Annotated in this window: 24 protein-coding genes and 1 pseudogene; 10 read left to right on the forward strand and 15 right to left on the reverse strand. The window is 66.7% G+C overall.

Annotation, left to right across the window (positions count from 1 at the left end; genetic code table 11):
* Positions 1-52 precede the first annotated feature (52 nt).
* Complete coding sequence (locus CFB89_RS12985; RefSeq protein WP_089468229.1) at positions 53-769, forward strand: 16S rRNA pseudouridine(516) synthase; 717 nt, start codon at positions 53-55, stop codon at positions 767-769.
* A 106-nt stretch (positions 770-875) separates the two neighbouring features.
* Positions 876-1064, forward strand: a complete 189-nt coding sequence (locus CFB89_RS12990) for a hypothetical protein (protein ID WP_089468230.1) — start codon at positions 876-878, stop codon at positions 1062-1064.
* On the opposite strand, the gene CFB89_RS12995 is transcribed toward CFB89_RS12990, so the two are convergent.
* Complete coding sequence (locus CFB89_RS12995; RefSeq protein ID WP_089468231.1) at positions 1047-2084, reverse strand: NAD-dependent epimerase/dehydratase family protein; 1038 nt, start codon at positions 2082-2084, stop codon at positions 1047-1049. The two genes, CFB89_RS12990 and CFB89_RS12995, sit on opposite strands and share 18 nt — an antisense overlap.
* A gap of 108 nt (positions 2085-2192) precedes the next feature.
* Here CFB89_RS12995 and CFB89_RS13000 point away from each other — a divergent pair, with 108 nt between their 5' ends.
* From CFB89_RS13000 to CFB89_RS13010, 3 genes are all read left to right on the forward strand, one after another.
* Positions 2193-3224: a CDP-6-deoxy-delta-3,4-glucoseen reductase gene (locus tag CFB89_RS13000; protein ID WP_089468232.1), complete on the forward strand. Its 1032-nt coding sequence runs from the start codon at positions 2193-2195 to the stop codon at positions 3222-3224.
* Between the two features lie 286 nt (positions 3225-3510).
* On the forward strand, positions 3511-4695 hold the full coding sequence (locus CFB89_RS13005) for an acetylornithine transaminase (protein WP_089468233.1): 1185 nt from the start codon (positions 3511-3513) through the stop codon (positions 4693-4695).
* 13 nt (positions 4696-4708) lie between these two features.
* Positions 4709-5161: a GNAT family acetyltransferase gene (locus CFB89_RS13010; RefSeq protein ID WP_089468234.1), complete on the forward strand. Its 453-nt coding sequence runs from the start codon at positions 4709-4711 to the stop codon at positions 5159-5161.
* Positions 5162-5183: 22 nt separating this feature from the next.
* Here CFB89_RS13010 and CFB89_RS13015 read toward each other — a convergent pair whose 3' ends face one another.
* The 8 genes from CFB89_RS13015 to CFB89_RS13050 form a co-directional block, all read right to left on the reverse strand.
* Positions 5184-5855 carry a DUF2278 family protein gene (locus CFB89_RS13015; protein ID WP_089468235.1) on the reverse strand — a complete coding sequence of 224 codons (672 nt, stop codon included), beginning with the start codon at positions 5853-5855 and terminating at the stop codon, positions 5184-5186.
* Positions 5856-6114: 259 nt separating this feature from the next.
* Positions 6115-6831 carry an ABC transporter ATP-binding protein gene (locus CFB89_RS13020; RefSeq protein WP_089468236.1) on the reverse strand — a complete coding sequence of 239 codons (717 nt, stop codon included), beginning with the start codon at positions 6829-6831 and terminating at the stop codon, positions 6115-6117.
* A complete protein-coding gene (locus CFB89_RS13025; RefSeq protein WP_059576822.1) occupies positions 6831-7607 on the reverse strand; it encodes an ABC transporter ATP-binding protein in 777 nt (258 codons plus the stop codon). The genes CFB89_RS13020 and CFB89_RS13025 overlap by 1 nt, the downstream gene beginning before the upstream one ends.
* A 23-nt stretch (positions 7608-7630) precedes the next feature.
* Positions 7631-8800 carry an ABC transporter ATP-binding protein gene (locus tag CFB89_RS13030; RefSeq protein ID WP_089468237.1) on the reverse strand — a complete coding sequence of 390 codons (1170 nt, stop codon included), beginning with the start codon at positions 8798-8800 and terminating at the stop codon, positions 7631-7633.
* A 19-nt stretch (positions 8801-8819) separates the two neighbouring features.
* Positions 8820-9770 (reverse strand): branched-chain amino acid ABC transporter permease, encoded by a 951-nt coding sequence (locus CFB89_RS13035; RefSeq protein ID WP_006478051.1) that lies wholly within the window; start codon positions 9768-9770, stop codon positions 8820-8822.
* Between the two features lie 211 nt (positions 9771-9981).
* Positions 9982-10620: an amino acid-binding protein gene (locus tag CFB89_RS13040; protein ID WP_089468238.1), complete on the reverse strand. Its 639-nt coding sequence runs from the start codon at positions 10618-10620 to the stop codon at positions 9982-9984.
* Positions 10621-10889: 269 nt separating this feature from the next.
* The gene (ispH, locus tag CFB89_RS13045) at positions 10890-11870 is read right to left on the reverse strand and encodes a 4-hydroxy-3-methylbut-2-enyl diphosphate reductase (protein ID WP_006488968.1); all 981 of its coding nucleotides are present in this window, start codon (positions 11868-11870) and stop codon (positions 10890-10892) included.
* A gap of 2 nt (positions 11871-11872) precedes the next feature.
* Positions 11873-12328 (reverse strand): peptidylprolyl isomerase, encoded by a 456-nt coding sequence (locus CFB89_RS13050; RefSeq protein ID WP_089468239.1) that lies wholly within the window; start codon positions 12326-12328, stop codon positions 11873-11875.
* 135 nt (positions 12329-12463) lie between these two features.
* Here CFB89_RS13050 and radC point away from each other — a divergent pair, with 135 nt between their 5' ends.
* The 4 genes from radC to nadB all read left to right on the forward strand — a co-directional run bounded on the left by radC (position 12464) and on the right by nadB (position 15640).
* Positions 12464-13237 (forward strand): DNA repair protein RadC, encoded by a 774-nt coding sequence (gene radC, locus CFB89_RS13055; RefSeq protein ID WP_089468240.1) that lies wholly within the window; start codon positions 12464-12466, stop codon positions 13235-13237.
* A gap of 238 nt (positions 13238-13475) precedes the next feature.
* A complete protein-coding gene (rpmB, locus tag CFB89_RS13060) occupies positions 13476-13709 on the forward strand; it encodes a 50S ribosomal protein L28 (RefSeq protein WP_004186391.1) in 234 nt (77 codons plus the stop codon).
* A 17-nt stretch (positions 13710-13726) separates the two neighbouring features.
* On the forward strand, positions 13727-13894 hold the full coding sequence (rpmG, locus tag CFB89_RS13065; protein WP_006478046.1) for a 50S ribosomal protein L33: 168 nt from the start codon (positions 13727-13729) through the stop codon (positions 13892-13894).
* Between the two features lie 159 nt (positions 13895-14053).
* A complete protein-coding gene (nadB, locus tag CFB89_RS13070) occupies positions 14054-15640 on the forward strand; it encodes an L-aspartate oxidase (RefSeq protein ID WP_089468241.1) in 1587 nt (528 codons plus the stop codon).
* Between the two features lie 75 nt (positions 15641-15715).
* Here the strand turns inward: nadB and nadC are convergent, their stop codons facing one another.
* From nadC to purN, 6 genes and pseudogenes are all read right to left on the reverse strand, one after another.
* Positions 15716-16597, reverse strand: a complete 882-nt coding sequence (nadC, locus tag CFB89_RS13075; protein ID WP_089468242.1) for a carboxylating nicotinate-nucleotide diphosphorylase — start codon at positions 16595-16597, stop codon at positions 15716-15718.
* Positions 16594-17730: a quinolinate synthase NadA gene (gene nadA / locus CFB89_RS13080; protein ID WP_089468276.1), complete on the reverse strand. Its 1137-nt coding sequence runs from the start codon at positions 17728-17730 to the stop codon at positions 16594-16596. Before nadA ends, nadC begins: the two co-directional genes overlap by 4 nt.
* 261 nt (positions 17731-17991) lie before the next feature.
* Positions 17992-19188: an acyl-CoA desaturase gene (locus tag CFB89_RS13085; protein WP_089468243.1), complete on the reverse strand. Its 1197-nt coding sequence runs from the start codon at positions 19186-19188 to the stop codon at positions 17992-17994.
* Between the two features lie 215 nt (positions 19189-19403).
* Positions 19404-20802: pseudogene (locus CFB89_RS13090) on the reverse strand (mechanosensitive ion channel family protein).
* Positions 20803-20819: 17 nt separating this feature from the next.
* Complete coding sequence (locus CFB89_RS13095) at positions 20820-22085, reverse strand: RsmB/NOP family class I SAM-dependent RNA methyltransferase (protein WP_089468244.1); 1266 nt, start codon at positions 22083-22085, stop codon at positions 20820-20822.
* Positions 22082-22744: a phosphoribosylglycinamide formyltransferase gene (gene purN, locus CFB89_RS13100; RefSeq protein ID WP_089468245.1), complete on the reverse strand. Its 663-nt coding sequence runs from the start codon at positions 22742-22744 to the stop codon at positions 22082-22084. Before purN ends, CFB89_RS13095 begins: the two co-directional genes overlap by 4 nt.
* A 122-nt stretch (positions 22745-22866) precedes the next feature.
* On the opposite strand from purN, the gene CFB89_RS13105 reads away from it, so the two are divergent.
* Positions 22867-23859, forward strand: coding sequence for a bifunctional riboflavin kinase/FAD synthetase (locus CFB89_RS13105; RefSeq protein ID WP_050017542.1), 993 nt, complete (start codon positions 22867-22869; stop codon positions 23857-23859).
* The last annotated feature ends 70 nt before the right edge of the window (positions 23860-23929 follow it).

The raw sequence follows: 23929 nt of genomic DNA on the forward strand, positions 1-23929 counted from the left end.
GCATGCACGTTCATGCCGCCCCTGCGCCGCCGCTTGATAGAATGCGCGCGCTATGGATCTCGAAAGCATTCTCTACACCCAGGGCTTCGGCTCGCGCCGCCAGTGCCGCGGCCTGATCGAAGCAGGCCGCGTCGCCGTCGCGGGCGCCGCCGCGACCGACCCGGACGCCACCTTCGACACCGACGGCCTCGTGTTCGCGGTCGACGATACGGCATGGCCGTTCCACGCGCGCGCCTATCTCGCGCTCAACAAGCCGGCGGGCTACGAGTGTTCGCGCGATCCGCAGCACCATGCGAGCGTGTTCAGCCTGTTGCCCGCGCCGCTCGTCGCGCGCGGCGTGCAGTGCGTCGGCCGGCTCGACCAGGATACGACCGGCCTGTTGCTGCTGTCCGACGACGGCCAGTTCGTGCACGCGTACACGTCGCCGAAGCGCAAGGTGCCGAAGACCTACGTCGCGACCGTGCGCCACCCGCTCGACGATGCCCAATTGCACGCGCTGCGCACCGGCGTGCAGCTGCATGGCGAGCCGAAGCCGATCGCGGCGGTCACCGCCGACGCCCGCGACACGCACACGCTCGCGCTGACCGTGCTGGAAGGCAAATACCACCAGGTCAAGCGGATGGTCGCGGCGGCGAGCAACCGCGTCGAATTGCTGCACCGCGAAAGCATCGGCGGCTTCGCGCTGCCGGCCGATCTCGCGCCGGGCGCCTGGCGGTGGCTCGATGAAGCCGACCTTTCCATGCTGCGCAATCCGGTCAAAACCCTGTAAGGGAAAATCCGCACGACCGTTCGGTGTCTGGCGGCCTCTCGGCCGCAGGTTCCCCCGCTATACTGAAATCACAAGCTGCAAGAGCGGCGATGCAGGGGGAGACATCATGAACATCAACCATTCTTTCGAACTGTCGTCCGTGATGATCGCGTTCGCGGTCATCGGCGTCGTCGTGATCGGCGGCCTGCTGGCCACGATGCATCTGAAGCACAAATATCATCCGAACCTGATCGGCGCGCTGATCGGTGCGCTGCTGTGCTTCCTGCTGATCGAGGCGCTACCGGCGCTCACCTGACGCGCTGCCCGGCGCGAGCGTTTGAAGGAAATCGTCTACGGTCGGATAGCGCAACGTCACGCACAATTCGGCCTTGAGCCGTGCGTTGGACAGGCGCCGCGACTCGCGCATGAACGACAACAGCGTCGGCTCGAGCACGCGCTCCGCATCCGCGCGGCTCACGCGCGGCGGCTTCGGCAGGCCGAGCGCCTGCGCGACCCGGTCGAAATACTCTCCCATCCGCAGTTCGGTGTCGTCCGACGCGTGCACGGCGCGCGCCGGCTTGCCGCGCTCGGCCGCCCGGCGCAGGATCGCCGCGAGATCGTCCGCGTGGATGTGGTTCGTGTAGACGTCGTCGGCCGGTTCGAGCGCCGGCGTGCCGCGCTCGAGCCGCGCGACCGGCAGGCGGTTCGCCGCATAGATGCCGGGAATGCGCACGATGCGCGCGGACAGCACGCCGCGCACCGTCGCCGCACGCAGTTGCCGCTCGGCCGACACGCGCCGAAAGGCGCGCGGGTTCGCGGGGCGCAGCGGATGCGTTTCGTCGATGCGCGCGCCGCCGCAGTCGCCGTAGACGCCCGTCGTGCTGGCATAGACGAGCCTCGGCGCGCGAAAACCGTCGGGTACAATACGCGCTGCCCGAACGGGCGCGCCGGCCTGTCGCGCCGCGCTGCGCAGCGTTCGGAGCCGGCCGACGGCCGGTGCCGGCGGTATCGCCGGCCGACGCGCGGGCATGGACGTTGCGGCGATCAGCGCACGCGTGCGCCGGTCGTCGCGGCCGTCGGACGGCGGCGGCGCGAGATGCAGGATCGTGCGGGCAAGGCCCGCGAGACGGCCGAGCGTCGCCCGGCGATCGAGGTCGCCGACGATCGGCGTCGCGCCCGCGGCGCGCAGTTCGTCGCGGCGGGCCGGGTGGCTCGTCAGCGCGAGGATGCGCAGGTTACGGCGCGTGTCGCGCCATTGCGCGACGCATCGCATGCCGACGTCGCCGCAGCCGACGATCAGTACGCGCGGCCGGCGCAGGATTCGTGTCGCGATCATGTTGGTTGCGAGATCAGTAGCCGCCGTTGCGCGACGCGCAACGGTTTTGCATTGTAGCTGCCGTGCGCGACATGCACGGTCCCCCCCATTTTGTTCTAGTTTGGTTCTATGGCATTCAACGTCACTCTCAAGCAAAGCGGCCGGCAATTCCAGGTCGAGTCGGATGAAACCGTGCTGGCCGCCGCGCTGCGCCAGAACGTCCATCTGCCGTACGGCTGCAAGAACGGCGCGTGCGGCTCGTGCAAGGGCCAGATCGTGTCGGGCCAGATCGAACAGGGCCCGCACGCCGCGTCGGCGCTGTCCAACGACGAACGCACGCGCGGCCTCGCGCTGCTGTGCTGCTCGAAGGCGCAATGCGATCTCGAGATCGACGTGCGCGAGATCGCCGGCGTCGACGGCGTGCAGGTGAAGAAGCTGCCGTGCCGGATCGCCGCGCTCGAACGCAAGGCGGACGACGTGATGGTCGTGAAGCTGCAGTTGCCCGCGAACGAGCGCCTGCAGTACCTCGCGGGCCAGTACGTCGAGTTCATCCTGAAGGACGGCTCGCGCCGCAGCTACTCGATGGCGAACGCGCCGCACGAGGAAGGCCCGATCGAGCTGCACATCCGCCACATGCCGGGCGGCAAGTTCACCGACCACGTGTTCGGCGTGATGAAGGAGCGCGACATCCTGCGCTTCGAAGGCCCGCTCGGCACGTTCTTCCTGCGCGAGGATTCGGACAAGCCGATCGTGCTGCTCGCGTCGGGCACCGGCTTCGCGCCGATCAAGGCGATCATCGAGCACGTGAAGCATTCGGGCATCACGCGCCCGATGACGCTCTACTGGGGTGCGCGCCGCAAGAAGGACATCTACCTCGCCGAACTCGCCGAGCAGTGGGCGCGCGAGATCCCGAACTTCAAGTACGTGCCGGTGCTTTCCGAGCCGGACGACGCCGACCAGTGGACGGGCCGCACGGGCTTCGTCCATCGCGCGGTGATCGAGGACCTGCCCGATCTGTCGGGCCACCAGGTCTACGCGTGCGGCGCGCCGGTGATGGTCGAATCCGCGCAGCGCGACTTCACGCAGCACCACGCGCTGCCGGCCGACGAGTTCTACGCGGACTCGTTCACGAGCGCCGCCGATCTCGCGCATCCGGTCTGAGTGCCGGCCGCGCCCCGCTGCGCGCCGCCGTGTCACATCCGTGGCATCGCGGCGGTTTACAGTGGGGCGCGGGATGCCTTATGCTTGCGCACATGAACCGCTTCCTGTCCGCTCTCCGACGTCGCCGCTCGCCGCTCCGCCCGGATGCCGCCGGCTCGTCACGGACTCGCGCGTAACCCTCCTCCGCTTCACCGGTTACGCACAAGCTGTTCGACCCACCAGCCACGGCCTTCCGTGGCTTTTTTATTGCCCGTTTCCCTTTCAACGCCCGCTGGAGTCTGCTGCCATGCCCCTGAACGATTATCCGATCGACTCGCTGATGTACATCACGAACCGCCCCGACATCGTGTTTACGCACGGCAAGGGGTCGTGGCTCTACGATCACACCGGCAAGCGCTATCTGGACTTCATCCAGGGCTGGGCCGTCAACAGCCTCGGCCACTGCAACGACGGCATCGTCGAAGCGCTGAAGACGCAGGCCGAAAAGCTGCTGAACCCGTCGCCGGCGTTCTACAACGAGCCGATGGCGAAGCTCGCGGGCCTGCTCACGCAGCACAGCGTGTTCGACAAGGTGTTCTTCACGAACAGCGGCGCCGAGGCGAACGAAGGCGCGATCAAGCTCGCGCGCAAGTGGGGCCGCAAGTTCAAGAACGGCGCGTACGAGATCATCACGTTCGACCACAGCTTCCACGGTCGCACGCTCGCGACGATGTCGGCCAGCGGCAAGCCGGGCTGGGACACGATCTACGCGCCGCAGGTGCCGGGCTTCCCGAAGGCCGAGCTGAACAACATCGAGTCGGTCGAGAAGCTGATCACCGACAAGACCGTCGCCGTGATGCTCGAGCCGATCCAGGGCGAAGGCGGCGTGATCCCGGCCACGCGTGAATTCATGCAGGCGCTGCGCGCGCTGACGAAACAGCACGACCTGCTGCTGATCGTCGACGAAGTGCAGAGCGGTTGCGGCCGCGCGGGCACGCTGTTCGCGTACGAGCTGTCCGGCATCGAGCCGGACGTCATGACGCTCGCGAAGGGCATCGGCGGCGGCGCACCGCTCGGCGCACTGCTGTCGAAGGCCGACGTCGCGGTGTTCGAGGCCGGCGACCAGGGCGGCACGTACAACGGCAACCCGCTGATGACGGCGGTCGGCTATTCGGTCATCTCGCAGCTCGTCGCGCCCGGCTTCCTCGAAGGCGTGCGCGAACGCGGCGAGTACCTGAAGCGCAAGCTGCTCGAGCTGTCGGAGGAACGCGGCTTCGAGGGCGAACGCGGCGAAGGCCTGCTGCGCGCGCTGCTGCTCGGCAAGGACATCGGCCCGCAGATCGTCGAGAAGGCGCGCGACATGCAGCCGGACGGCCTGCTGCTGAACGCCGCCCGGCCGAACCTGCTGCGCTTCATGCCCGCGCTGAACGTGACGACCGAGGAAATCGACCAGATGATGGCGATGTTGCGGTCGATCCTCGACACGCTGTAAGGAGACCGCCGCGATGGATGCCGCCGCCAATGCTGTCGCGATCCGCCCGTTCGAACGCGCCGACACCGATGCCGTGCTCGCGGTATGGCGCGATGCGTTCCCGCAATACGACGACGCCGCAGCGCCGCCGCACCGCGATCCGCTGCGATCGATCGAGCTGAAGCTCGCGACGCAGCCGGAACTGTTCTTCGTCGCGACCAGCGGCGCGCGCGTCGTCGGCACGCTGATGGCCGGTTTCGACGGACATCGCGGCTGGCTCTACTCGTTCGGCGTCGCGAACGACGCACGCCGGCTCGGCGTCGGCCGCGCGCTGATCGCGCATGCGGAACGCGCGCTCGCCGCGCGCGGCTGCCTGAAGATCAACCTGCAGGTGCTGCCCGGCAACGACGACGCATGCCGCTTCTACGCGGCGCTCGGCTATCGCGTCGAGGAACGGATTTCGTTCGGCAAGACGCTGTCGGCCTGACGAGGCCGGCAGTCGCCTCGCTTCAGCGCGTGATCGGCCCCGCGCCCGGCAGCGGATTGCCGAGCGCGTCGGTCGGCACGGCCTGCTGTTCGAACGCCGCGAAATACGCGGCCCACTGCGTGTCGCTCACGCGCACGATCAGCGCGCCGTCCTGCCACACGTCGTTGTGATCGTTGTGGTCGTCGCCCGCGCGATGCAGGTAGTTCGGGCCCGTCGAACCCTGGTTCATGTGCGCGTCGTGGATGCCGTTGCCTTGCGCATAGGTGCGGCCGAACACGACGACGTCGAGCCCCTGCGACTGCGCCGCATTGACGAGCCGCAGCAGCGACGGGATCGGTTCCGCGTTCTCGGCGCCATCCATCACGGCGCTCGCGCGCCACGCCCCCGTGTCGTTCAGGACGTCGCTGCGCAGATAGTCGAGCGCGGGCAACGCCGTTTGGCCGGTCAGGTCCGTGTAGCCTTCGGCCGCCGCGGCGAGCGTCTGCGTGAGCGGATGGTGAAAATCGTAGACGAGCTTGTAGTTCAGCAGATCGTCCGCGTCGTTGGTGCCGACGTTGATCGCGACGTCCCAGTCTCCCGCCGGCAGCGCCAGCGTCAGGTGAACGTGATACTGGATCTCGCTGCCGTGCGGCGAGCCTTTCAGCTTCGCCACCGACTTCACCTTCGCCTTCACGAAACCGTAGTCCAGACTCATGCGTGTTCTCCAGGTGCCGATGGGTGATCGATGCTACGCGGCCCGTGTGTCGGTTTGCGGGCGCCCGGCCAGGGGTGCCCGGCCAGGGGCGACCGGCCCGCCAGCCGCACGCGCGGCGCAACAATCGAATGGAGTCTCCTGTGCGCGCGGCGTTCGACGCGAATCGCAAAACGAAAAAAAGCCGTCACGGTTGCTTCCCGTGACGGCTTTTCGACAGCCCGGGCGCGACGCACGCAACCGGACTCGTTCGCTCGATCGCTTACTCGCCCAGATACGCGGCCCGCACCTTCGGATCGTCGAGCATCTGCTTCGCGTCGCCTTCCATCGTGACCGTGCCCGAATCCATCACGTAGCCGCGGTCGGCCGCCTGCAGCGCGAGGCGTGCGTTCTGCTCGACCAGCAGCACCGTGATGCCTTCCTTCGAGATCTCGCGCACCACTTCGAAGATCTTCTCGACCATGATCGGCGACAGGCCCATCGACGGCTCGTCGAGCAGCAGCAGCTTGGGCTTGCTCAAAATCGCGCGCGACATCGCCAGCATCTGCTGCTCGCCGCCCGACAGCGTGCCCGCGAGCTGCGTCGCCCGTTCCTTCAGGCGCGGGAAGAAGCCGAACATCCGGTCGACGTCCTTCTTGATCTGCTCCTTGTCGTTGCGCAGGTACGCGCCCATCTGCATGTTCTCGATGATCGACATCCGCGCGAAGATCCCGCGGCCTTCCGGCACCATCGCGAGGCCGCGCTTGAGCAGTTCGTGCGACGGCACGCCCTTGATCGACTTGCCTTCGTACTCGATGTCGCCGGCCGAATACGGTTTCAGGCCGGTGATCGCCTTCATCGTCGTGGTCTTGCCGGCGCCGTTCGCGCCGATCAGCGTCACGAGCTCGCCCTGGCGGACTTCCATGTCAACGCCCTTGACGGCCTGGATGCCGCCGTAGTTGACCTGCAAGCCCTTGATTTTCAACATTGCCGCTGCCATCAGTGCACCCCTGCGCCGAGATATGCCTCAATCACCTTCGGATTCTTCTGCACGTCCTGCGGCAGACCCTCGGCGATCACCTTGCCGTAATCGAGCACCGTCATCCGGTTGCACAGACCCATCACGAGCTTCACGTCGTGCTCGATCAGCAGGATCGTGCGGCCGTCCGAGCGGATCTTGTCGAGCAGGCGCGTGAGTTCGACCTTCTCGGTCGCGTTCATCCCGGCTGCCGGCTCGTCGAGCGCGAGCAGCTTCGGGTCGGTCGCCAATGCGCGCGCGATTTCGAGCCGACGCTGGTGACCATACGACAGGTTGCGCGACGTGTAGTCGGCGTACTGCAGCACGCCGACGTAGTCGAGCAGCTCGATCGCGCGCTCCTTGATCTCGCGCTCTTCCTGGCGCTCGGCCGGCGTCTGGAACACCGCGCCGAGCAACCCGTGCTTGGTGCGCACGTGGCGGCCCACCATCACGTTCTCGAGCGCCGTCATCCCGCCGAACAGGCGGATGTTCTGGAACGTGCGCGCGATGCCGGCCTTGGCCACCTGGTGCACGGCCGTCGGCGTGTAGTTCTGGCCGTCCAGCTTGAAATCACCGGAGTCCGGCGTGTAGAGGCCCGTGATCACGTTGAAGAACGTGGTCTTGCCGGCGCCGTTCGGGCCGATCAGCCCGTAGATCTCGCCTTCCTTGATCTGCAGGCCGACGTCGGACAGTGCCTGCAGCCCGCCGAAGCGCTTGTTCACGCCCGAGACGGACAGTCGGATTTGCTTGTCGCTCATGTGTTTATCCCCTTGTCCGTCGATTAAGCGCGCACCGGCTTCTTGCCGTTGCGCTTCGCCAGTTTCGCGATCTTGTCCTCATGCTTCGGCGCGGGCCACAGGCCTTCCGAGCGATACAGCATGATGATCACCATCGCGAGGCCGTACAGCGCCTGACGGATCACTTCCGTATCGACGATGTCGTGACCGAACAGCGCATGCTGCAGCGGGCTCATCGTCGAACGCAGGAATTCCGGGAAGATCGCGAGCAGCACCGCGCCCAGGATCACGCCCGGGATGTGGCCCATGCCGCCGAGCACCACGCAGGCGAGCACGACGATCGATTCCCAGAACGTGAACGACTCGGGCGACACGAAGCCCTGGAACGCGCCGAACATCGAGCCCGACAGGCCGCCGAACGACGCGCCCATCGCGAACGCGAGCAGCTTCACGTTACGGGTGTTGATGCCCATTGCCTTCGCGGCGATCTCGTCTTCGCGGATCGCGGCCCACGCGCGGCCGATACGCGAGTGCTGCAGACGCGTACACACCCAGATCACCAGCAGCGAGCAGAGCACGAACAGGTAGTAGTACATGTACACCGACGGCAGCTGGAAGCCGAACAGCGTATGCGTCTGCGCGAGATTGAAACCGCCGATGTGCACCGGATCGATGCCCGTGATCCCCTTCGGGCCGTTGGTGATGTTCACCGGACGATCGAGGTTGTTCATGAAGATCCGGACGATTTCACCGAAGCCGAGCGTGACGATCGCCAGATAGTCGCCGCGCAGGCGCAGCGTCGGCGCGCCGAGCAGGATCCCGAAGGTCGCCGCCAATGCCATCGCGATCGGCACGATGATCAGGAACGGGATGTGCAGCCCGTTCGGCGCGAGCGCCGCGATCCACTCGAACTGGGAGGTCAGGTGCGGCGAACTCAGCAGCGCCGCCGTGTAGGCGCCCACCGCGTAGAACGCGATGTAGCCGAGGTCGAGCAGGCCGGCGAAGCCGACCACCACGTTCAGGCCCAGCGCGAGCATCACGTACAGCATCGCGAAGTCGAGCACGCGGACCCAGTAGTTGCCGCCGGCCGAGCCGATCACGATCGGCGCGGCGATCACGAGGACCGCCGTGAGCAGGCCGATGACGACGGTCTTGGCGGTGTTGCGCTCTTCGACGAGCGACGTCGACGATTCGATCGGTTGAATGGATGTCATGTTGTTTGCTCCCCTTCCGTTACGCGCGGTCCGCGACACGTTCGCCCAGCAGGCCCGACGGACGGAACACCAGCACGATGATCAGCACGACGAAGGCGAATACGTCCTGGTAGTTGCTGCCGAATACGCCGCCCGTGAGGTTGCCGATGTAGCCGGCCCCGAGCTGCTCGATCAGGCCGAGCAGCACGCCGCCGACCATCGCGCCGCCGAGGTTGCCGATCCCGCCGAGCACCGCGGCCGTGAACGCCTTCATGCCGGGGATGAAGCCCATGTAGAAGTGCACGTTGCCGTATTCGGACGCGATCATCACGCCGGCCAGCGCGGCGAGCGCGGACCCGATCATGAACGTCGCGGAGATCACGAAGTTCGGGTTCACGCCCATCAGGCTCGCCGTATTCGGGCTTTCGGCGATCGCGCGCATCGCGCGGCCGAGCTTGGTCTTGTGCACGAGCAGCAGCAGGCCGCCCATCACGATGAACGCGACCGCGATGATCACGATTTCGGTGACCGAGATCACGGCGCCGGGCGTCGTGTCGGTGGCCTTGATCACGTTGATCGGATCGGTCGGCAGCAATTGCGGGAACGGCAGCGGGTTGCGCGACCAGATGATCATCGCAGCCGTCTGCAGCAGGATCGACACACCGATCGCGGTGATCAGCGGCGCAAGGCGCGGCGCGCGGCGCAGCGGCCGGTACGCGACACGCTCGATCGTGAAGCCGACGAACGCACAGACGACCGCGGCGATGCCCAGGCCGATCGTCAGCGTCGCGACGTTGCCGAGTCCGGGAAAGTGGTTCTGCAGCACGGTGATGGCCGACAGCGCGACCATCGCGCCGATCATCAGCACGTCGCCGTGCGCGAAGTTGATGATGCCGAGAATGCCGTACACCATCGTGTATCCCAACGCGATGATGGCGTACACACTGCCGAGCACCAGCCCGTTGAGAACCTGCTGGACGAAAATATCCATTTAAAGCTCCTTGGCCCGTGCTGCCGGAGGACGTTGCGCCCCGCGGGTAAGCGAGGAATCGCGCCTTCTCGGCGACACTGCGGGTACTAGTCGATACCGGTAAGGGTGGATCGTTCCGGCGCGCGCCGCCCGGCGTGTACGGCCGAGCCTGCCGCCGAAGCGGATACAAAAACGGCACCGCACTGTTCCGGTGCCGTCATGAGTCCCGTCGCTAAATCGTCACGACATCGAGGACGGTGTTCGTGGCCTCCTTGAAGTCGTGGGGCAGCATGCCGAGACGGCCGTCGTCCGGTTTCCCGGCATCCGTGCCTTGGCCCGTCCGGTGCCATGCAAGCATCGCGCCAGGACGGATCGGATTCCGCGCCGCGTCGCCCGTCAAGGCGTCGCGACGGCCGCGCCCGACGTTCGTCAGGACCGCATCGGAATCCATCGTACGAACCAGACGGCGCGCCACGACACGGTCGGTCGCGGCGGCGCGCTGTTTCGTCGAATCGAATTGAAGGGGGAACAGTGGGCTCGGCACGCTGCCGGCCACGCCGCGATCGTGCGGCAGCCGTCGATCGGCGGCTTGCCGCGATGCAGCCGGCAGGCCCGCTGCCGGACCGGTCGCCGGTCCAAGCGCGTTGATTTCCTCGATCGTCAAACGTGCCCCGTTTTCCTTGCCCAGTTGCGCGATACGGCGCGCCGATGGCGCCGCCCGTCCGGCTCCGGCGGCGCGCACGCCGCTGGCCGATGGCGCCGCGAACCCCGCAGCTTCCCTGCCCGCCTCGTCGTCGCTCTTTTTGCTGCAGCCGGCAAGCATTGCAACCGGTGCGGCGACGGACACGGCGTAAGCCAACTTCACATGCATTGAATGGTCTCCCGCGCCTTGCCAAAACCCGTTTCAAAGCCATTCCGGCTTGAAAACGGGCGCATTGTAACTCCATTTACAGGCCGCCAATATTCCTGATTCGATGGGGTTTTCCTGCATTGCAACCAATTTTGAGACACGATTGCGCGCGGCGGGAGCAACCGGGTTGCACCACAACTGGGAATAATGGTTGCGATTTGAATTCGGCGGCACAAAAAAAGCGCGCCGCAAGGGCGCGCTTCGGTGTTCCGCAGGGTGCGATGCGGCAATCAGGCGGCGGGCGGCAGGTTCAACCCGCGCGGCAGCGGAAACGACACGTTTTCCTCGATGCCGTCGAGTGCGCGGACGTTGCGCACGCCGAGTTCGCGCAGCCGCGCGATGACGGCCTGGGCGAGCACCTCGGGCGCCGACGCGCCGGCCGTCACGCCGATGCGACGCTTGCCGGCGACCCACGCCGGATCGATCTGATCGGGCGCATCGACCATGTACGCGGCCACGCCGCGCTTTTCGGCCACTTCGCGCAGCCGGCTCGAATTCGAGCTGTTCGGGCTGCCGACCACGATCACGACATCGCATTGCGGCGCCATGAACTTCACCGCGTCCTGGCGGTTCTGCGTCGCGTAGCAGATGTCCTGCTTCTTCGGCTCGCGAATCTTCGGATACTTCGCCTTCAGCGCGCCGATGATCTCGGCCGCGTCGTCGACGGACAGCGTCGTCTGCGTGACGAGCGCGATGCGTTCGGGATCGGCGAGCTCGAGCTTCTGCACGTCCTCGACGCTCTCGACGAGGTGCATGCCGCGCTCGACCTGGCCCATCGTGCCTTCCACTTCCGGATGGCCCTTGTGCCCGATCATGACGATGTCGACGCCGTCCTGGCGCATCTTCGCCACTTCGACGTGCACCTTCGTGACGAGCGGGCAGGTTGCGTCGTAAATGCGCAGGCCGCGCACGTCGGCCTCGTCGCGCACGGCTTTCGACACGCCGTGCGCACTGAAGATCACGGTATTGCCGGCCGGCACTTCCTCGAGTTCCTCGACGAAGATCGCGCCCTTCTTCTTCAGATCCTCGACCACGTACTTGTTGTGGACGATTTCGTGACGCACGTAGATCGGCGCGCCGTGCATCGCGATGGCGCGCTCGACGATCTCGATTGCGCGGTCGACGCCAGCGCAGAAACCGCGCGGCTGCGCCAGCAGGATTTCGGCGTCGGCGGCGACCGTCTGCCCGGACAGCGTATCGGTGGTACTCATGATTACAGGATTCCGATGATTTTCACTTCGAACGTGAGCGCCTGGCCCGCGAGCGGATGGTTGAAGTCGAACAGCGCCGAGGTCTCGCCGACTTCCTTCAGCACCCCCGCGTAGCGACCGCCATCCGGTGCATTGAACTCGATGAGTTCGCCCGGCGTGAAGTCGTCGCCGACCATCCCGTTCTCGCGCAGCGTCGACAGCGTCACGCGCTGGAGCATGTCGGGATTGCGGGGACCGAACCCCTGCTCCGGGGTTAGCTGAAAAGTCGAGTGGTCGCCGACCCGGAGCCCGAGCAGAATCTGTTCCAGCGACGGCGCCAGTTGCCCCGCGCCCAGCAACAGCGTGGCCGGCTTGTCCGAGAAGGTGTTGACGATGTCGGCGCCGTCGGCCAGTGCGAGCCGGTAATGCAACGTGACGTGGGAACCGGGCTTCACTTCGGATAGATCGATGAGGCTCATGAATTACTCGTTCGGTCGGCGCCCGCTACGGCCGAATGGCCCGGCGCAAAGCCAATATTGTAAGTCACCTGAGCGTGCAAGGCGGAAAGTGCGACGACGTTGCGCACGCCGCCCGCCGCCAATGGAGTTCAGACCATGCCGTCACCCTGCCTCATCCTGCCGTCGGCCGAATGCCGCCACAGCCCCGATGCGCCGGCCAATCCGCCGGCCCGCGTGATCCCGATCCAGCGGCGCAAGCGCCGCCCGGCCGACTGGCGGCCCGAGCGGCCTCGCGAACGGCTACTGGAGCGCGGGCCGGCCGCGCTGACCGACGACGAGCTGATCGCGCTGCTGCTCGGCACCGGCAAGCCCGGTCACGATGTGTTCGTCATCGCCCGCGAACTGATCGGTCAATACAAGTCGCTGCGCGGATTGCTCGAATCAGGCGCCGACGATTTCGAGGCGCACCCCGGCATCGGCCCCGCGCGCTCCGCGCGGCTGGTCGCGGTCACCGAGATCGCGCGGCGCATGCTGGAGGAGAAGGCACGGGACGGCATGCAGATCGATTCGCCCGGCGCCGTCGAGGATTGCCTGCGAATGAAGATCGGCACGCTTCCGCACGAAGTGTTCGTCGCGGTCTACCTCGACGCTCGCAACCGCATGATCGACATGGAGGAAATCGCGCGCGGCTCGCTCACGCGCATGGCCGTCTACCCGCGCGAGATCGTGCGCCAGGCGATGAAACAGAATGCCGCGGCGCTGATCGTCGCGCACAATCATCCGTCGGGCGCGGTGCAGCCGAGCGCGGAAGACCGCCGCCTGACCCGCGTGCTGAAGGACGCGCTCGAGCTCGTCGACGTGCGGCTGCTCGATCACGTCGTGGTCGGCGTAAGCGATACTTTTTCGTTCGCACGGGCCGGTTGGCTGTAGACTGTGGCGCGGCGGCCCTTCCCCAGGGCGCCGCAACAGCGAAGCGAAATTAGGTTTGATTTTTCTGAACTTTTTCTGCTAGAATCGCCGTCTGTCTTTTTTCCAACCAGTTCTAGCCATCGAAGGGCCTTGTCTGTAAGGGCTACGGCGTTCTGAGTGCAGCCATGGATCACGTGGCGGTGCGATGGAACCTTCACCGGCGATCGAACCCCGAATTTAGCGTATTAGGAGTGCTCTCATGGCACGCGTATGCCAAGTAACTGGGAAAGCGCCGATGAGCGGCAACAACGTTTCCCACGCCAACAACAAGACGAAGCGCCGCTTCCTCCCGAACCTGCAAAACCGCCGGTTCTGGGTTGAGAGCGAAAACCGCTGGGTGCGTCTGCGCGTCTCGAACGCCGGTCTGCGCCTGATCGACAAGAACGGCATCGATTCCGTGCTCGCTGACCTGCGCGCACGCGGCGAAGCCTAAGCCCAAGGAGCAGAATCATGGCAAAAGGCGCCCGCGACAAGATCAAGCTTGAGTCGACCGCTGGTACGGGTCACTTCTACACGACCACGAAGAACAAGCGCAACATGCCGGAAAAGATGGCGATCAAGAAGTTCGATCCCGTCGTCCGCAAGCATGTGGAATACAAAGAAACCAAGATCAAGTAATCTCCGGTTTCTGCCAGCCTGACGGCGACCGAAAAGCCCCGCACTGCGGGGCTTTTTGTTTTGCCGCGCGCGCTCGCGCCCGACGCGGTATGCTCTCCCCTTTCCGCGGCGACGACCGACGGAACGCAAGATCAAAAAGCGTAACGATGGAGATGCAGCATGAAATTCGACGTGGCGATCGTCGGCAGCGGCCTGGCAGGGCTGTCGGTCGCACTCAACCTGGCCAGCACGCGACGTGTCGCGCTGATCGCGAAACGTTCGCTGATGGAGGGGGCGAGCGATCACGCGCAGGGCGGCATCGCGGCGGTCCTCGACTCGGCGGACAGCATCGAGAACCACGTCGACGACACGCTGGTCGCCGGTGGCGGCCTGTGCGATGAAGGCGCGACGCGCTACATCGTCGAGCACGGCCGCGAAGCCATCGAATGGCTGATCTCGCAAGGCGTGCCGTTCACGAAGGACGACGCGGCCGAACTCGGCTTTCACCTGACGCGCGAAGGCGGCCACAGCCACCGCCGGATCATCCATGCGGCCGATGCGACCGGCCATGCGGTGCTCGCGACGCTGTCGGCGCGCGCGCGCCAGCATCCGAACATCACGTTCTTCGAAAACCACCATGCGATCGACCTGATCACGTCGGACCGGCTCGGCCTGCCCGGCCGCCGCTGTCACGGCCTGTATGCGCTCGACGTCGACAACGACCGCACGATCACGATCGAGGCGCCGCATACGGTGCTCGCCACCGGCGGCGCCGGCAAGGTCTACCTGTACACGACGAACCCCGACACCGCGACCGGCGACGGCATCGCGATGGCATGGCGGGCCGGCTGCCGCGTGTCGAACATGGAATTCATCCAGTTCCACCCGACCTGCCTGTTCCATCCGTACGCGAAATCGTTCCTGATTTCGGAAGCCGTGCGCGGCGAAGGCGGCCTGCTGAAGCTGCCCGACGGCACGCGCTTCATGCCCGCGCACGATCCGCGCGCCGAGCTCGCGCCGCGCGACATCGTCGCGCGCGCGATCGACTTCGAGATCAAGAAGCGCGGGATCGACTGCGTGTATCTCGACATCAGCCATCAGCCGGAAGCGTTCCTGCGCGAACATTTCCCGACGATTCATGCGCGCTGCCTCGAATTCGGCATCGACATCGCGAAACAGCCGATCCCCGTCGTGCCGGCCGCGCACTATACGTGCGGCGGCGTCGTCACCGATCTCGCGGGGCGCACCGATCTCGCCGGCCTGTATGCGGTCGGCGAAACGTCGTACACGGGGCTGCACGGCGCGAACCGGCTCGCGAGCAACTCGCTGCTCGAATGCCTCGTGATCGGCCGCGCGGCGGCCGAAGCGATCGAAGCGGCCGGCTTCGACGCCCAAACGCCCACCGCACTGCCCGCATGGGACGAAAGCCGCGTGTCGGATGCGGACGAGGAAGTCGTCGTGGCCCACAACTGGGACGAACTCCGCCGCCTGATGTGGAACTACGTCGGCATCGTGCGCACCGACAAGCGTCTCGAGCGCGCGAAGCACCGGCTGTCGCTGCTGCGCGACGAGATCCACGAGTACTACGCGAATTTCCGCGTGACGCGGGATCTGCTCGAACTGCGCAACCTCGTCGACGTGGCCACGCTGATCGTGAAGAGCGCGCACTCGCGCCGCGAAAGCCGCGGGCTGCACTACAGCCGCGACTGGCCGCATACGCTGCCGAAGGCATTGCCGAGCGTGCTCACGCCGCGCGTGCGCCGCTGAGCGGCGCGCCTCCCAAGAAAAAAGCCGTTGGCGTGTGCGCGCCAACGGCTTTTTGTCTGATTAGACGACGTTCGGTCAGTCGACGATCCGCATCGAATAGTCGGTCGCCCGCACGTCCTTCGTCAGCGCGCCGATCGAGATGCGATCGACGCCCGTCTCCGCGAACGCGCGCACCGTATCGAAATTGACGCCGCCCGAGACCTCGAGCACGGCCTTGCCCGCCGTCACGCGCACCGCTTCGCGCATCATGTCGAGCGTGAAGTTGTCGAGCAGCACCGACTGCGCGCGATGCGCGAGCGCCGTGTCGAGCTGCGCGAGCGTCTCGACTTCGATCTGCACCGGCACGCCCGACTCCAGCGCGAACGCCGCGTCGAGCGCCTCGCCCACGCCGCCTGCCGCCGCGATGTGGTTCTCCTTGATCAGGATGCCGTCGTACAGTGCGAGACGCTGGTTCTCGCCGCCGCCCACGCGCACCGCGTACTTCTGCGCGAGCCGCAGTCCCGGCAGCGTCTTGCGCGTGTCGAGGATCTTCGCGCGCGTGCCCTCGACGCGATCGACGTAACGGCGCGTCGCGGTCGCGACCCCCGACAGCAACTGCAGGAAGTTCAGCCCGTTGCGCTCGGCCGTCAGCAGCGCGCGCGCCGGCCCTTCGAGTTCGCACACGGTCGAATCGGGCGCCATCCGGTCGCCTTCGCGATAGCGCCATTGCACGGCGATCGACGGATCGATCCGCGCGATCACGCCGTCGAACCACGGCACGCCGCACAGCACGGCCTCCTCGCGCACGATGATCCGCGCGCGGCGGTGCTCGCCGGCCGGCACGAGCCGCCCGGTCTGGTCGCCGGGGCCGACGTCTTCGGCGATCGCATCGGCCACGTTGCGCGCGATCGCTTCGTCGAAGGCCGCACCGTATTGGGCGCGGAGGGCTTCGAACAGCGGGGATACGGCGTTGCTCATGCCGCCCCCACGTTCGCGAACAGGGGCTGGTCGCGCTGCAGATCGCCGCTCGCCTGCACGCGCTTCTTGTGTGCAGCCGCGAATTCGAGCATCCGGTCGATCGGCAACCGCGCGCGCGCGCCGATCGCCGGGTCGACGAAGATCTCGTTGTGCCCGCGTTCGAGCACGTCGGCGAGGTTCGCGAGGCCGTTCATCGCCATCCACGGGCAGTGCGCGCAGCTCTTGCAGGTCGCGCTGTTGCCGGCCGTCGGCGCGGCGATGAAGGTCTTGCCGGGTGCGGCAAGCTGCATCTTGTGCAGGATGCCGAGATCGGTCGCGACGATGAAGCGTTGCGCGTCGAACTTGACGGCCGCGTCGATCAGTTGCGTGGTCGAACCGACGACATCGGCCTGCGCCACGACGTTTTCCGGCGATTCGGGATGCACGAGCACCTTCGCGTCCGGATATTCGGCGCGCAGCAGGTCGAGCTCGATGCCCTTGAACTCATCGTGGACGAGGCACGAGCCCTGCCACAGCAGCATGTCCGCGCCGGTCTTTTTCTGGATATAGCTGCCCAGATGGCGGTCCGGCGCCCAGATGATCTTTTCGCCGCGTGCATGCAGGTCGGCGACGATCTCGAGGCCGATCGACGACGTGACCATCCAGTCCGCGCGCGCCTTCACGGCCGCGCTGGTGTTCGCGTAGACGACGACGGTACGGTCCGGATGCGCATCGCAGAACGCCGAGAATTCGTCGACCGGGCAGCCGAGGTCGAGCGAACAGGTCGCGTCGAGGTCGGGCATCAGGATCCGCTTGTTCGGGCTCAGGATCTTCGCGGTTTCGCCCATGAAGCGCACGCCGGCGACGACCAGCGTCTGCGCGTCGTGGTCGCGGCCGAAGCGGGCCATTTCGAGCGAATCGGCCACGCAGCCGCCCGTTTCGTCGGCCAGTTCCTGCAGTTCGGCATCCACGTAGTAGTGGGCGACCAGCACGGCCTTTTCACGGGCGAGCAACGCCTTGATGCGTGCCTTCAGCGCAGCGCGCTCGTCGGCGGACGGCGCGTCGGGCACCTTGGCCCATGCCTGTCCGACGCCGCACACGGTCCCTGCTGCGACGGGCCGGTCGTACTCGACGGGTTTGATCGTCGATTGCATCTCCATATCTCCTGTCGGCATGAGTAAGCGCTTCAGCGCTTACTCATGCCCCATGCTACGCGGTCGACCCAAGTTAGCGCTTCAGCGCTTACTTGGGTCCCATGCTTCGCGGTCGGCCGGAGTGAGCGCTTTAGCACTTACTCCGGCCCCAAGCCTCATACCAATCGCGGCGGCGCCGATCCGTCAAAAACCGGCGACCCAAATGAAAAAACCCCGCCAACGCGGGGTTTGTGACGTCCTGAGATTCTAATCGATTTCGAATCAGGCGTAGCGACGCAGGCGTGTCGCGAATTCCTGCAGCGCCTTGATGCCGCTTTGTTCTGCGCGATGGCACCAATCCTGCAATTGCGCGAGAAGCTGTTCGCGCGACGCGGTCGAACGATCCCAGATCGCGGCCAGATCCTGGCGCAGCTGGAAGTACGTATGCAGCTTCTGGCTGTTCGCGAAGATTTCCGGCAGCAACTTCTTCTGCGGCTCGTCGAGGCCGTCGGCGTCCTTGTGGAACCACTTGCGCGCGCCGCGCATCAGCTGGTACTTCTCGCTCGAACCGAGTTCCTTCAGGTGCGCGAGCTCCTGGCGGTACGCACGCTTCACGGCCTTGCCGTAGCGCGCCATCACTTCGTAGCGGTTCGACAGCACGGCCTGCAGCGTTTCCTGGTCGAGCACCGTCTTCGGCTTGTTCAGGCGCGGCGTGGGCGCGACCTTCTTCACCTTCGCGAGACCGAATGCCGACATGATGCGGATGTACATCCAGCCGATGTCGAATTCGTACCACTTGTTCGACAGCTTCGCCGACGTCGCGAACGTGTGGTGGTTGTTGTGCAGTTCCTCGCCGCCGATCACGATGCCCCACGGGAACAGGTTCGTGCTCGCGTCGGCCGAATTGAAGTTGCGATAGCCCCAGAAGTGACCGAAGCCGTTCACGACGCCCGCGGCCCAGAACGGAATCCAGACCATCTGCACGGCCCACACGGTGAGGCCGAGCACGCCGAACAGCGCGACGTCGATCACCATCATCATGCTGATGCCGAGAATCGGATACTTCGAGTAGACGTTGCGCTCGAGCCAGTCGTTCGGCGTGCCGTGGCTGAACTTGCGCATCGTCTCTTCGTTCTTCGCTTCCGCGCGATACAGCTCGGCGCCCTCGAGGAACACCTTCCAGATACCGCGCGTCTGCGGGCTGTGCGGATCTTCCTCGGTCTCGCATTTCGCGTGGTGCTTGCGGTGAATCGCGGCCCACTGGCCGGTCAGCATGCCGGTGGTCATCCACAGCCAGAAGCGGAAGAAGTGGCTCGCGATCGGATGCAGCTCCAGCGCGCGGTGCGCCTGGCAGCGGTGCAGGTAGACGGTCACGCCGATGATCGTGACGTGCGTGACGGCGAGCGCGAACAACGCGACTTGCCACCACGAAAAACGCAGGAGCCCGTGGGAAAGAAAATCGAGCACAGAATTCAACAAGGCAGTTACCCGTGATGAGAGCGACGCCACGCTGGCGTCAGAAGAATGAAAGCATACCGCGTGTAGACCGGAATTTTACTTCAACCGTTCCAAGTCTTTGTAAAAAATGAATATTTTCTTGCCCTGACGCAATCCGCGCGGTCCATGTGCGGACTGGGTAGGGCTCGCGATCCGGTTTCGACCGCGGGATCGGTACGATTGACCGCCCGTGCCCGCTACGCCGCCGGCGCGTGCCCGTCCAACGCGTGCCCGTCCAGCGCACCGTTGGCTGCCGCCGGCTCGAGCCCGGCCGCCACGCCCGCCGCCGCGGGAAAGCCATCCGGCAGCCCGACCACGCGCACCTCGCGCTGCGGGAACGGAATCGAAATCCCGTGCTCGCTGAACAGCCGCCAGATGTTGCGGTTCACGCTCGAGCGCACGCCCGACGTGCCTTTCGCCGAATCCTCGATCCAGAAGCCGAGCTCCAGATCGATCCCGTCGGCGCCGAAACTCACGAGGTACGCGGTCGGCGCCGGCTCGGCCAGCACGCGCGGCACGTCCTTCGCGGCGTCGGCGAGCAACGCGAGTGCCTGCTCGACGTCGCTCGTGTAAGCGACCTGCACCGCGACCTTCGCATAGCCGCGCGTCAGGTACGACGACTGGTTCTGCACGACGTCGGTGATCAGCTTCTCGTTCGGAATCAACGTCTCGTTGCCGTCGAGGCCGCGCACGACCGTGTAGCGCGTGCGGATCTGCGTGACGACGCCCTGCAGCCCGCCGACGCTGATCGCATCGCCGAGCCGCAACGAGCGGTCGAGCAGGATGATGAAGCCCGACACGTAGTTGCTCGCGATCTTCTACAGCCCGAAACCGAGGCCGACGCCCACCGCGCCGCCGAACACGCCGAGCACCGTCACGTCGATGCCGACGAGCGACAAGCCGATCAGGATCGCCGTGAACACGAGCAGCGCGCGCCCGACCCGCGACAGCACGACCTTCAGGTTCGCATCGAGCGTGCTCGCGCGCGACAGGCGATCCGAGCACCGAGCCGAGCCACATCGCGACCATCAGCGTCACGCACACCCAAAGCGCGCCGGAAATCACCGACAGCAGCGTGAGGTGCGCGGTCGCGACCCGGAACTGCACGCTGTCGAGCCAGCCGAGCACGTCGCGCTGGATGCCCAGCACCGTCATCACCATCGCGGCCCACACGACGGTCGACACGATCTTCTCGACGATCGACAGCCACGCGTGCGTATGGCCGTCGCGCGCGAACACGCGCCGCGCGAAGAAGAACAGCACGTAGATCAGTCCGATGCCGAACAGCGGCACGAGCGCGAGCGACAGCAGCGACGTCGACATGAACGGGTCGAACGCGAGCTGCGCGCCGCCGACGAACACGCTGCCGAACAGCGGAAACAGCGCACGTTTCAGGCTCTGCGCGCCCGCGCCCGGCGCGCGTCCGGCCGCCCGCCGGTGCTCATCGATCCGACCGTGCACGACGCGCGCGGCCACCCAGGCGAAGCACAGCGCCCCGACGAGGATCGCCGCCTGCCAGATCATCACCGGCTGGTGGAAATCGCGAATCACCGATGCCAGCCGGTGCGACAGCAGGCGGCTCTGCAGACTCTCCATCGTCCGTCCGAGCCGCCTTACTGCGCGGCGCGGCGCTCGAGCACCGCGGCGAAGAAGCCGTCGGTCGCGTGGCGGTGCGGCCACAGCGACAGGTAATCGCCCGTCTCGAGTTCGATGCGCTGGTCGGCCAGCACCTGCTGCGCCGGCACCAGCACGAAGTCGGGATGATCGGCCAGGAACTGTTCGACGATGCGCTCGTTCTCGGCGTCGAGCACGCTGCAGGTCGCGTAGACGAGGCGGCCGCCCTTCTTCACGAGCCGCGCGGCGCTCGCGAGGATCGACGCCTGTTTCGGCGTCAGCTCGTCGATCGCCGTGCGCGTCTGGCGCCACTTCAGGTCCGGATTGCGGCGCAGCGTGCCGAGGCCGCTGCACGGCGCGTCGACCAGCACGCGGTCGATCTTGCCGGCGAGCCGCTTGATCTTCGCGTCGTGCTCGCTGTCGATCAGCACCGGGTTCACGTTCGACAGCCCGCTGCGCGCGAGGCGCGGCTTCAGCTTCGCGAGGCGCTTCTCGGAGATGTCGAACGCATAGAGACGTCCGGTCGAGCGCATCATCGCGCCGAGCGCGAGCGTCTTGCCGCCCGCGCCCGCGCAAAAATCGACGACCATCTCGCCGCGCCGCGGCGCGACCAGCGAGCACAGCAGCTGGCTGCCTTCGTCCTGCACCTCGATCGCACCCTCCTCGAACAGCTTCAGGCGCGTCAGCGCCGGCTTGCCGACCACGCGCACGCCGAACGGCGCGAACGGCGTCGCGCCCGCGTCGATGCCGCTCACGCGCAGCGCCTCGATCACCTGGTCGCGGCTCGCCTTCTGCGCGTTGGCGCGCAGGTCGAGCGGCGCCGGGTAGTTCAGCGCGGCGGCGAGCTGCGCGAGCTCGTCGGCATCGAAACGGGTCGACAGCGCCTGGTGAATCCAGTCGGGCAGGTTCGTGCGAATGCGCACCGGCAGGCTCGCCGGGTCGATCTTCGACACGTGCTCGAGCCACGCGGACTCGGTGTCGGACAGGAACGGCTTCAGCGCATTGCGCCCCATCGTCTGCATCAGGCCGAGCAGCGTGAGGCGCCGCGCGGGCGTGCCCGTGCCGCTCTCGGCCAGATGCGAAAACTCCATCTTCCGGCGCAGCACCGCGAACACGGCCTCGGCGATCACGCCGCGCTCGGCATGCCCGAGCTTCGGGTGCGCGCGGAAGAACCGGCTCGTCGTCGCGTCGGCGGGGCCGGCGAACTTCAGCACCTCGGCCAGCAAAGTCTCGGTCTGGCCGATCAGGAATCCGTGCAGCTTCATACGCCCTCACTCGTTTCGGTTTGCGGTTGATCCGCGAAAATCCAGCGCGCCTCTTCGGGCGCCACCACTGCACGGCCGTGCTCGAGGCGCAGGCGCCCGTCGACGAACCAGCGCACCGCGCGCGGATACAGCGCGTGCTCAACCGTCAGCACGCGCCGCGCGAGCGCGGCCGCGTCGTCGCCGGCGCGCACCGGCACCGCGCCCTGCGCGACGATCGCGCCGCTGTCGAGCTCGGGAATGACGAAATGCACGCTCGCGCCATGCAGCGCGACGCCCGCATCCAGCGCCTGCTGATGCGTGTGGATGCCCTTGAAGCTCGGCAGCAGCGACGGATGGATGTTCAGCAGCCGACCCTCGTATCGTCTGACGAATGCGGGCGTGAGGATGCGCATGAAGCCGGCAAGGATGACGAGATCGGGCGCGAAACGGTCGATCTCCGCGGCGAGCGCCGCGTCGAAGCTGTCGCGGCCGTCGAACGACCGGTGGTCGACCACCGCCGTCGCCACCCCGTGCGACGCGGCAAAAGCCAGCCCGGCCGCATCGGGCCGGTTGGCGATCACGGCGGCAATCTCGGCCGGCCAGCGTTCCTGCGCGCACGCGCGGACGATGGCCTCCATGTTGCTGCCGCGACCGGAAATCAGGATCACGAGTTTTTTCATCCGCGAATTTTACCATTCGCCCTCGCGATTCCCGCCTTCTCGGCCGTCGGGCCGCCCGAACGTTTATAATCTTCTGCTTTGCGGCATCCCACCGCCCATCCCCCGACGCTGCATCCGCTATCGTGAAAGTCTTCCGCGGCCTGCCCAACGCCGAGAGCCGCGCCCCGTGCGCGCTGACGATCGGCAACTTCGACGGTGTCCATCGCGGCCACCAGGCCCTGCTCGCGCGCGTGCGCGCGGCAGCGGACGCACGCGGCCTGCCCGTGTGCGTGATGACGTTCGAGCCGCACCCGCGCGAATTCTTCAACCCGGCCGGCGCGCCGCCGCGCATCGCGATGCTGCGCGACAAGCTGGAAGCGCTGCGCGACCACGGGGTCGACCGCGTCGTCGTCGAGCACTTCAACCACACCTTCGCGAGCCAGTCGCCGCAGGCGTTCGTCGAGCGCACGCTGGTGAACGGGTTGCACGCGCGCTGGATGATGGTCGGCGACGATTTCTGCTACGGCGCGAAGCGCGCGGGCACCTTCGACACGCTGAAGGCGGCCGGCGAGCTGCACGGCTTCGAGGTCGAGCAGATGGGCACGGTGTCCGGCAGCGACGGCACGCGCATTTCCAGCTCCGGCGTGCGCGCGGCGCTCGCCGCGGGCGATCTCGACGCGGCCGCGCAGGCGCTCGGCCACGGCTACGCGATCAGCGGCCACGTCGCGCACGGGCTCAAGCTCGGCCGCGACCTCGGCTTCCCGACGCTGAACCTGCCGATCGCGCACAAGCGGCCGGCGCTCGCGGGCATCTTCGTCGTGCAGGTGCACGGCCTCGGCCCCGAGCCGCTGCCGGGCGTCGCGAGCCTCGGGCTGCGCCCGACCGTCGACGATTCGGGCCGCGTGCTGCTCGAAGTCCACCTGCTCGACTGGCACGGCGACGCGTACGGCAAGCTGATCCGCGTCGAATTCCTGAAGAAGCTGCGCGACGAGGCGAAGTTCGACGATCTCGAGGCGCTGTCGCGCGCGATCGCGCTGGACGTCGCGAATGCGCGCGCGTACTTCGTCGAACGCGACCGTGCGCCGGGCAGCCGCGCGACGGGCTTCGCGACGTCGGCCACCGACCGAATTAGCTGATCCGGACGGCGGCGCCTCGCCGCCCCCTCGCGCCGCCCTGTCGCGCGCCTACCCGATTCACGACGCCCGA

Origin of the sequence: Burkholderia sp. AU16741, from assembly GCF_002223345.1 — a bacterium.
GTDB classification, from domain to species: Bacteria; Pseudomonadota; Gammaproteobacteria; order Burkholderiales; family Burkholderiaceae; genus Burkholderia; species Burkholderia sola.

What these genes read in the sequence shown, in the direction of transcription:
- radC (WP_089468240.1), top strand. Translation starts at nt 12,464, where the DNA reads ATGCCGTCACCCTGCCTCATCCTGCCGTCGGCCGAATGCCGCCACAGC.
- purN (WP_089468245.1), bottom strand. Translation starts at nt 22,744, where the DNA reads ATGAAAAAACTCGTGATCCTGATTTCCGGTCGCGGCAGCAACATGGAG.
- nadA (WP_089468276.1), bottom strand. Translation starts at nt 17,730, where the DNA reads ATGCAATCGACGATCAAACCCGTCGAGTACGACCGGCCCGTCGCAGCA.
- ispH (WP_006488968.1), bottom strand. Translation starts at nt 11,870, where the DNA reads ATGAGTACCACCGATACGCTGTCCGGGCAGACGGTCGCCGCCGACGCC.
- CFB89_RS13035 (WP_006478051.1), bottom strand. Translation starts at nt 9,770, where the DNA reads ATGGATATTTTCGTCCAGCAGGTTCTCAACGGGCTGGTGCTCGGCAGT.
- CFB89_RS12995 (WP_089468231.1), bottom strand. Translation starts at nt 2,084, where the DNA reads ATGATCGCGACACGAATCCTGCGCCGGCCGCGCGTACTGATCGTCGGC.
- rpmB (WP_004186391.1), top strand. Translation starts at nt 13,476, where the DNA reads ATGGCACGCGTATGCCAAGTAACTGGGAAAGCGCCGATGAGCGGCAAC.
- CFB89_RS13030 (WP_089468237.1), bottom strand. Translation starts at nt 8,800, where the DNA reads ATGACATCCATTCAACCGATCGAATCGTCGACGTCGCTCGTCGAAGAG.
- CFB89_RS13050 (WP_089468239.1), bottom strand. Translation starts at nt 12,328, where the DNA reads ATGAGCCTCATCGATCTATCCGAAGTGAAGCCCGGTTCCCACGTCACG.
- CFB89_RS13040 (WP_089468238.1), bottom strand. Translation starts at nt 10,620, where the DNA reads ATGCATGTGAAGTTGGCTTACGCCGTGTCCGTCGCCGCACCGGTTGCA.
- CFB89_RS12990 (WP_089468230.1), top strand. Translation starts at nt 876, where the DNA reads ATGAACATCAACCATTCTTTCGAACTGTCGTCCGTGATGATCGCGTTC.
- CFB89_RS13000 (WP_089468232.1), top strand. Translation starts at nt 2,193, where the DNA reads ATGGCATTCAACGTCACTCTCAAGCAAAGCGGCCGGCAATTCCAGGTC.
- CFB89_RS13005 (WP_089468233.1), top strand. Translation starts at nt 3,511, where the DNA reads ATGCCCCTGAACGATTATCCGATCGACTCGCTGATGTACATCACGAAC.
- CFB89_RS13025 (WP_059576822.1), bottom strand. Translation starts at nt 7,607, where the DNA reads ATGAGCGACAAGCAAATCCGACTGTCCGTCTCGGGCGTGAACAAGCGC.
- nadC (WP_089468242.1), bottom strand. Translation starts at nt 16,597, where the DNA reads ATGAGCAACGCCGTATCCCCGCTGTTCGAAGCCCTCCGCGCCCAATAC.
- nadB (WP_089468241.1), top strand. Translation starts at nt 14,054, where the DNA reads ATGAAATTCGACGTGGCGATCGTCGGCAGCGGCCTGGCAGGGCTGTCG.
- CFB89_RS13095 (WP_089468244.1), bottom strand. Translation starts at nt 22,085, where the DNA reads ATGAAGCTGCACGGATTCCTGATCGGCCAGACCGAGACTTTGCTGGCC.
- CFB89_RS13015 (WP_089468235.1), bottom strand. Translation starts at nt 5,855, where the DNA reads ATGAGTCTGGACTACGGTTTCGTGAAGGCGAAGGTGAAGTCGGTGGCG.
- CFB89_RS13020 (WP_089468236.1), bottom strand. Translation starts at nt 6,831, where the DNA reads ATGGCAGCGGCAATGTTGAAAATCAAGGGCTTGCAGGTCAACTACGGC.
- rpmG (WP_006478046.1), top strand. Translation starts at nt 13,727, where the DNA reads ATGGCAAAAGGCGCCCGCGACAAGATCAAGCTTGAGTCGACCGCTGGT.
- CFB89_RS13010 (WP_089468234.1), top strand. Translation starts at nt 4,709, where the DNA reads ATGGATGCCGCCGCCAATGCTGTCGCGATCCGCCCGTTCGAACGCGCC.
- CFB89_RS12985 (WP_089468229.1), top strand. Translation starts at nt 53, where the DNA reads ATGGATCTCGAAAGCATTCTCTACACCCAGGGCTTCGGCTCGCGCCGC.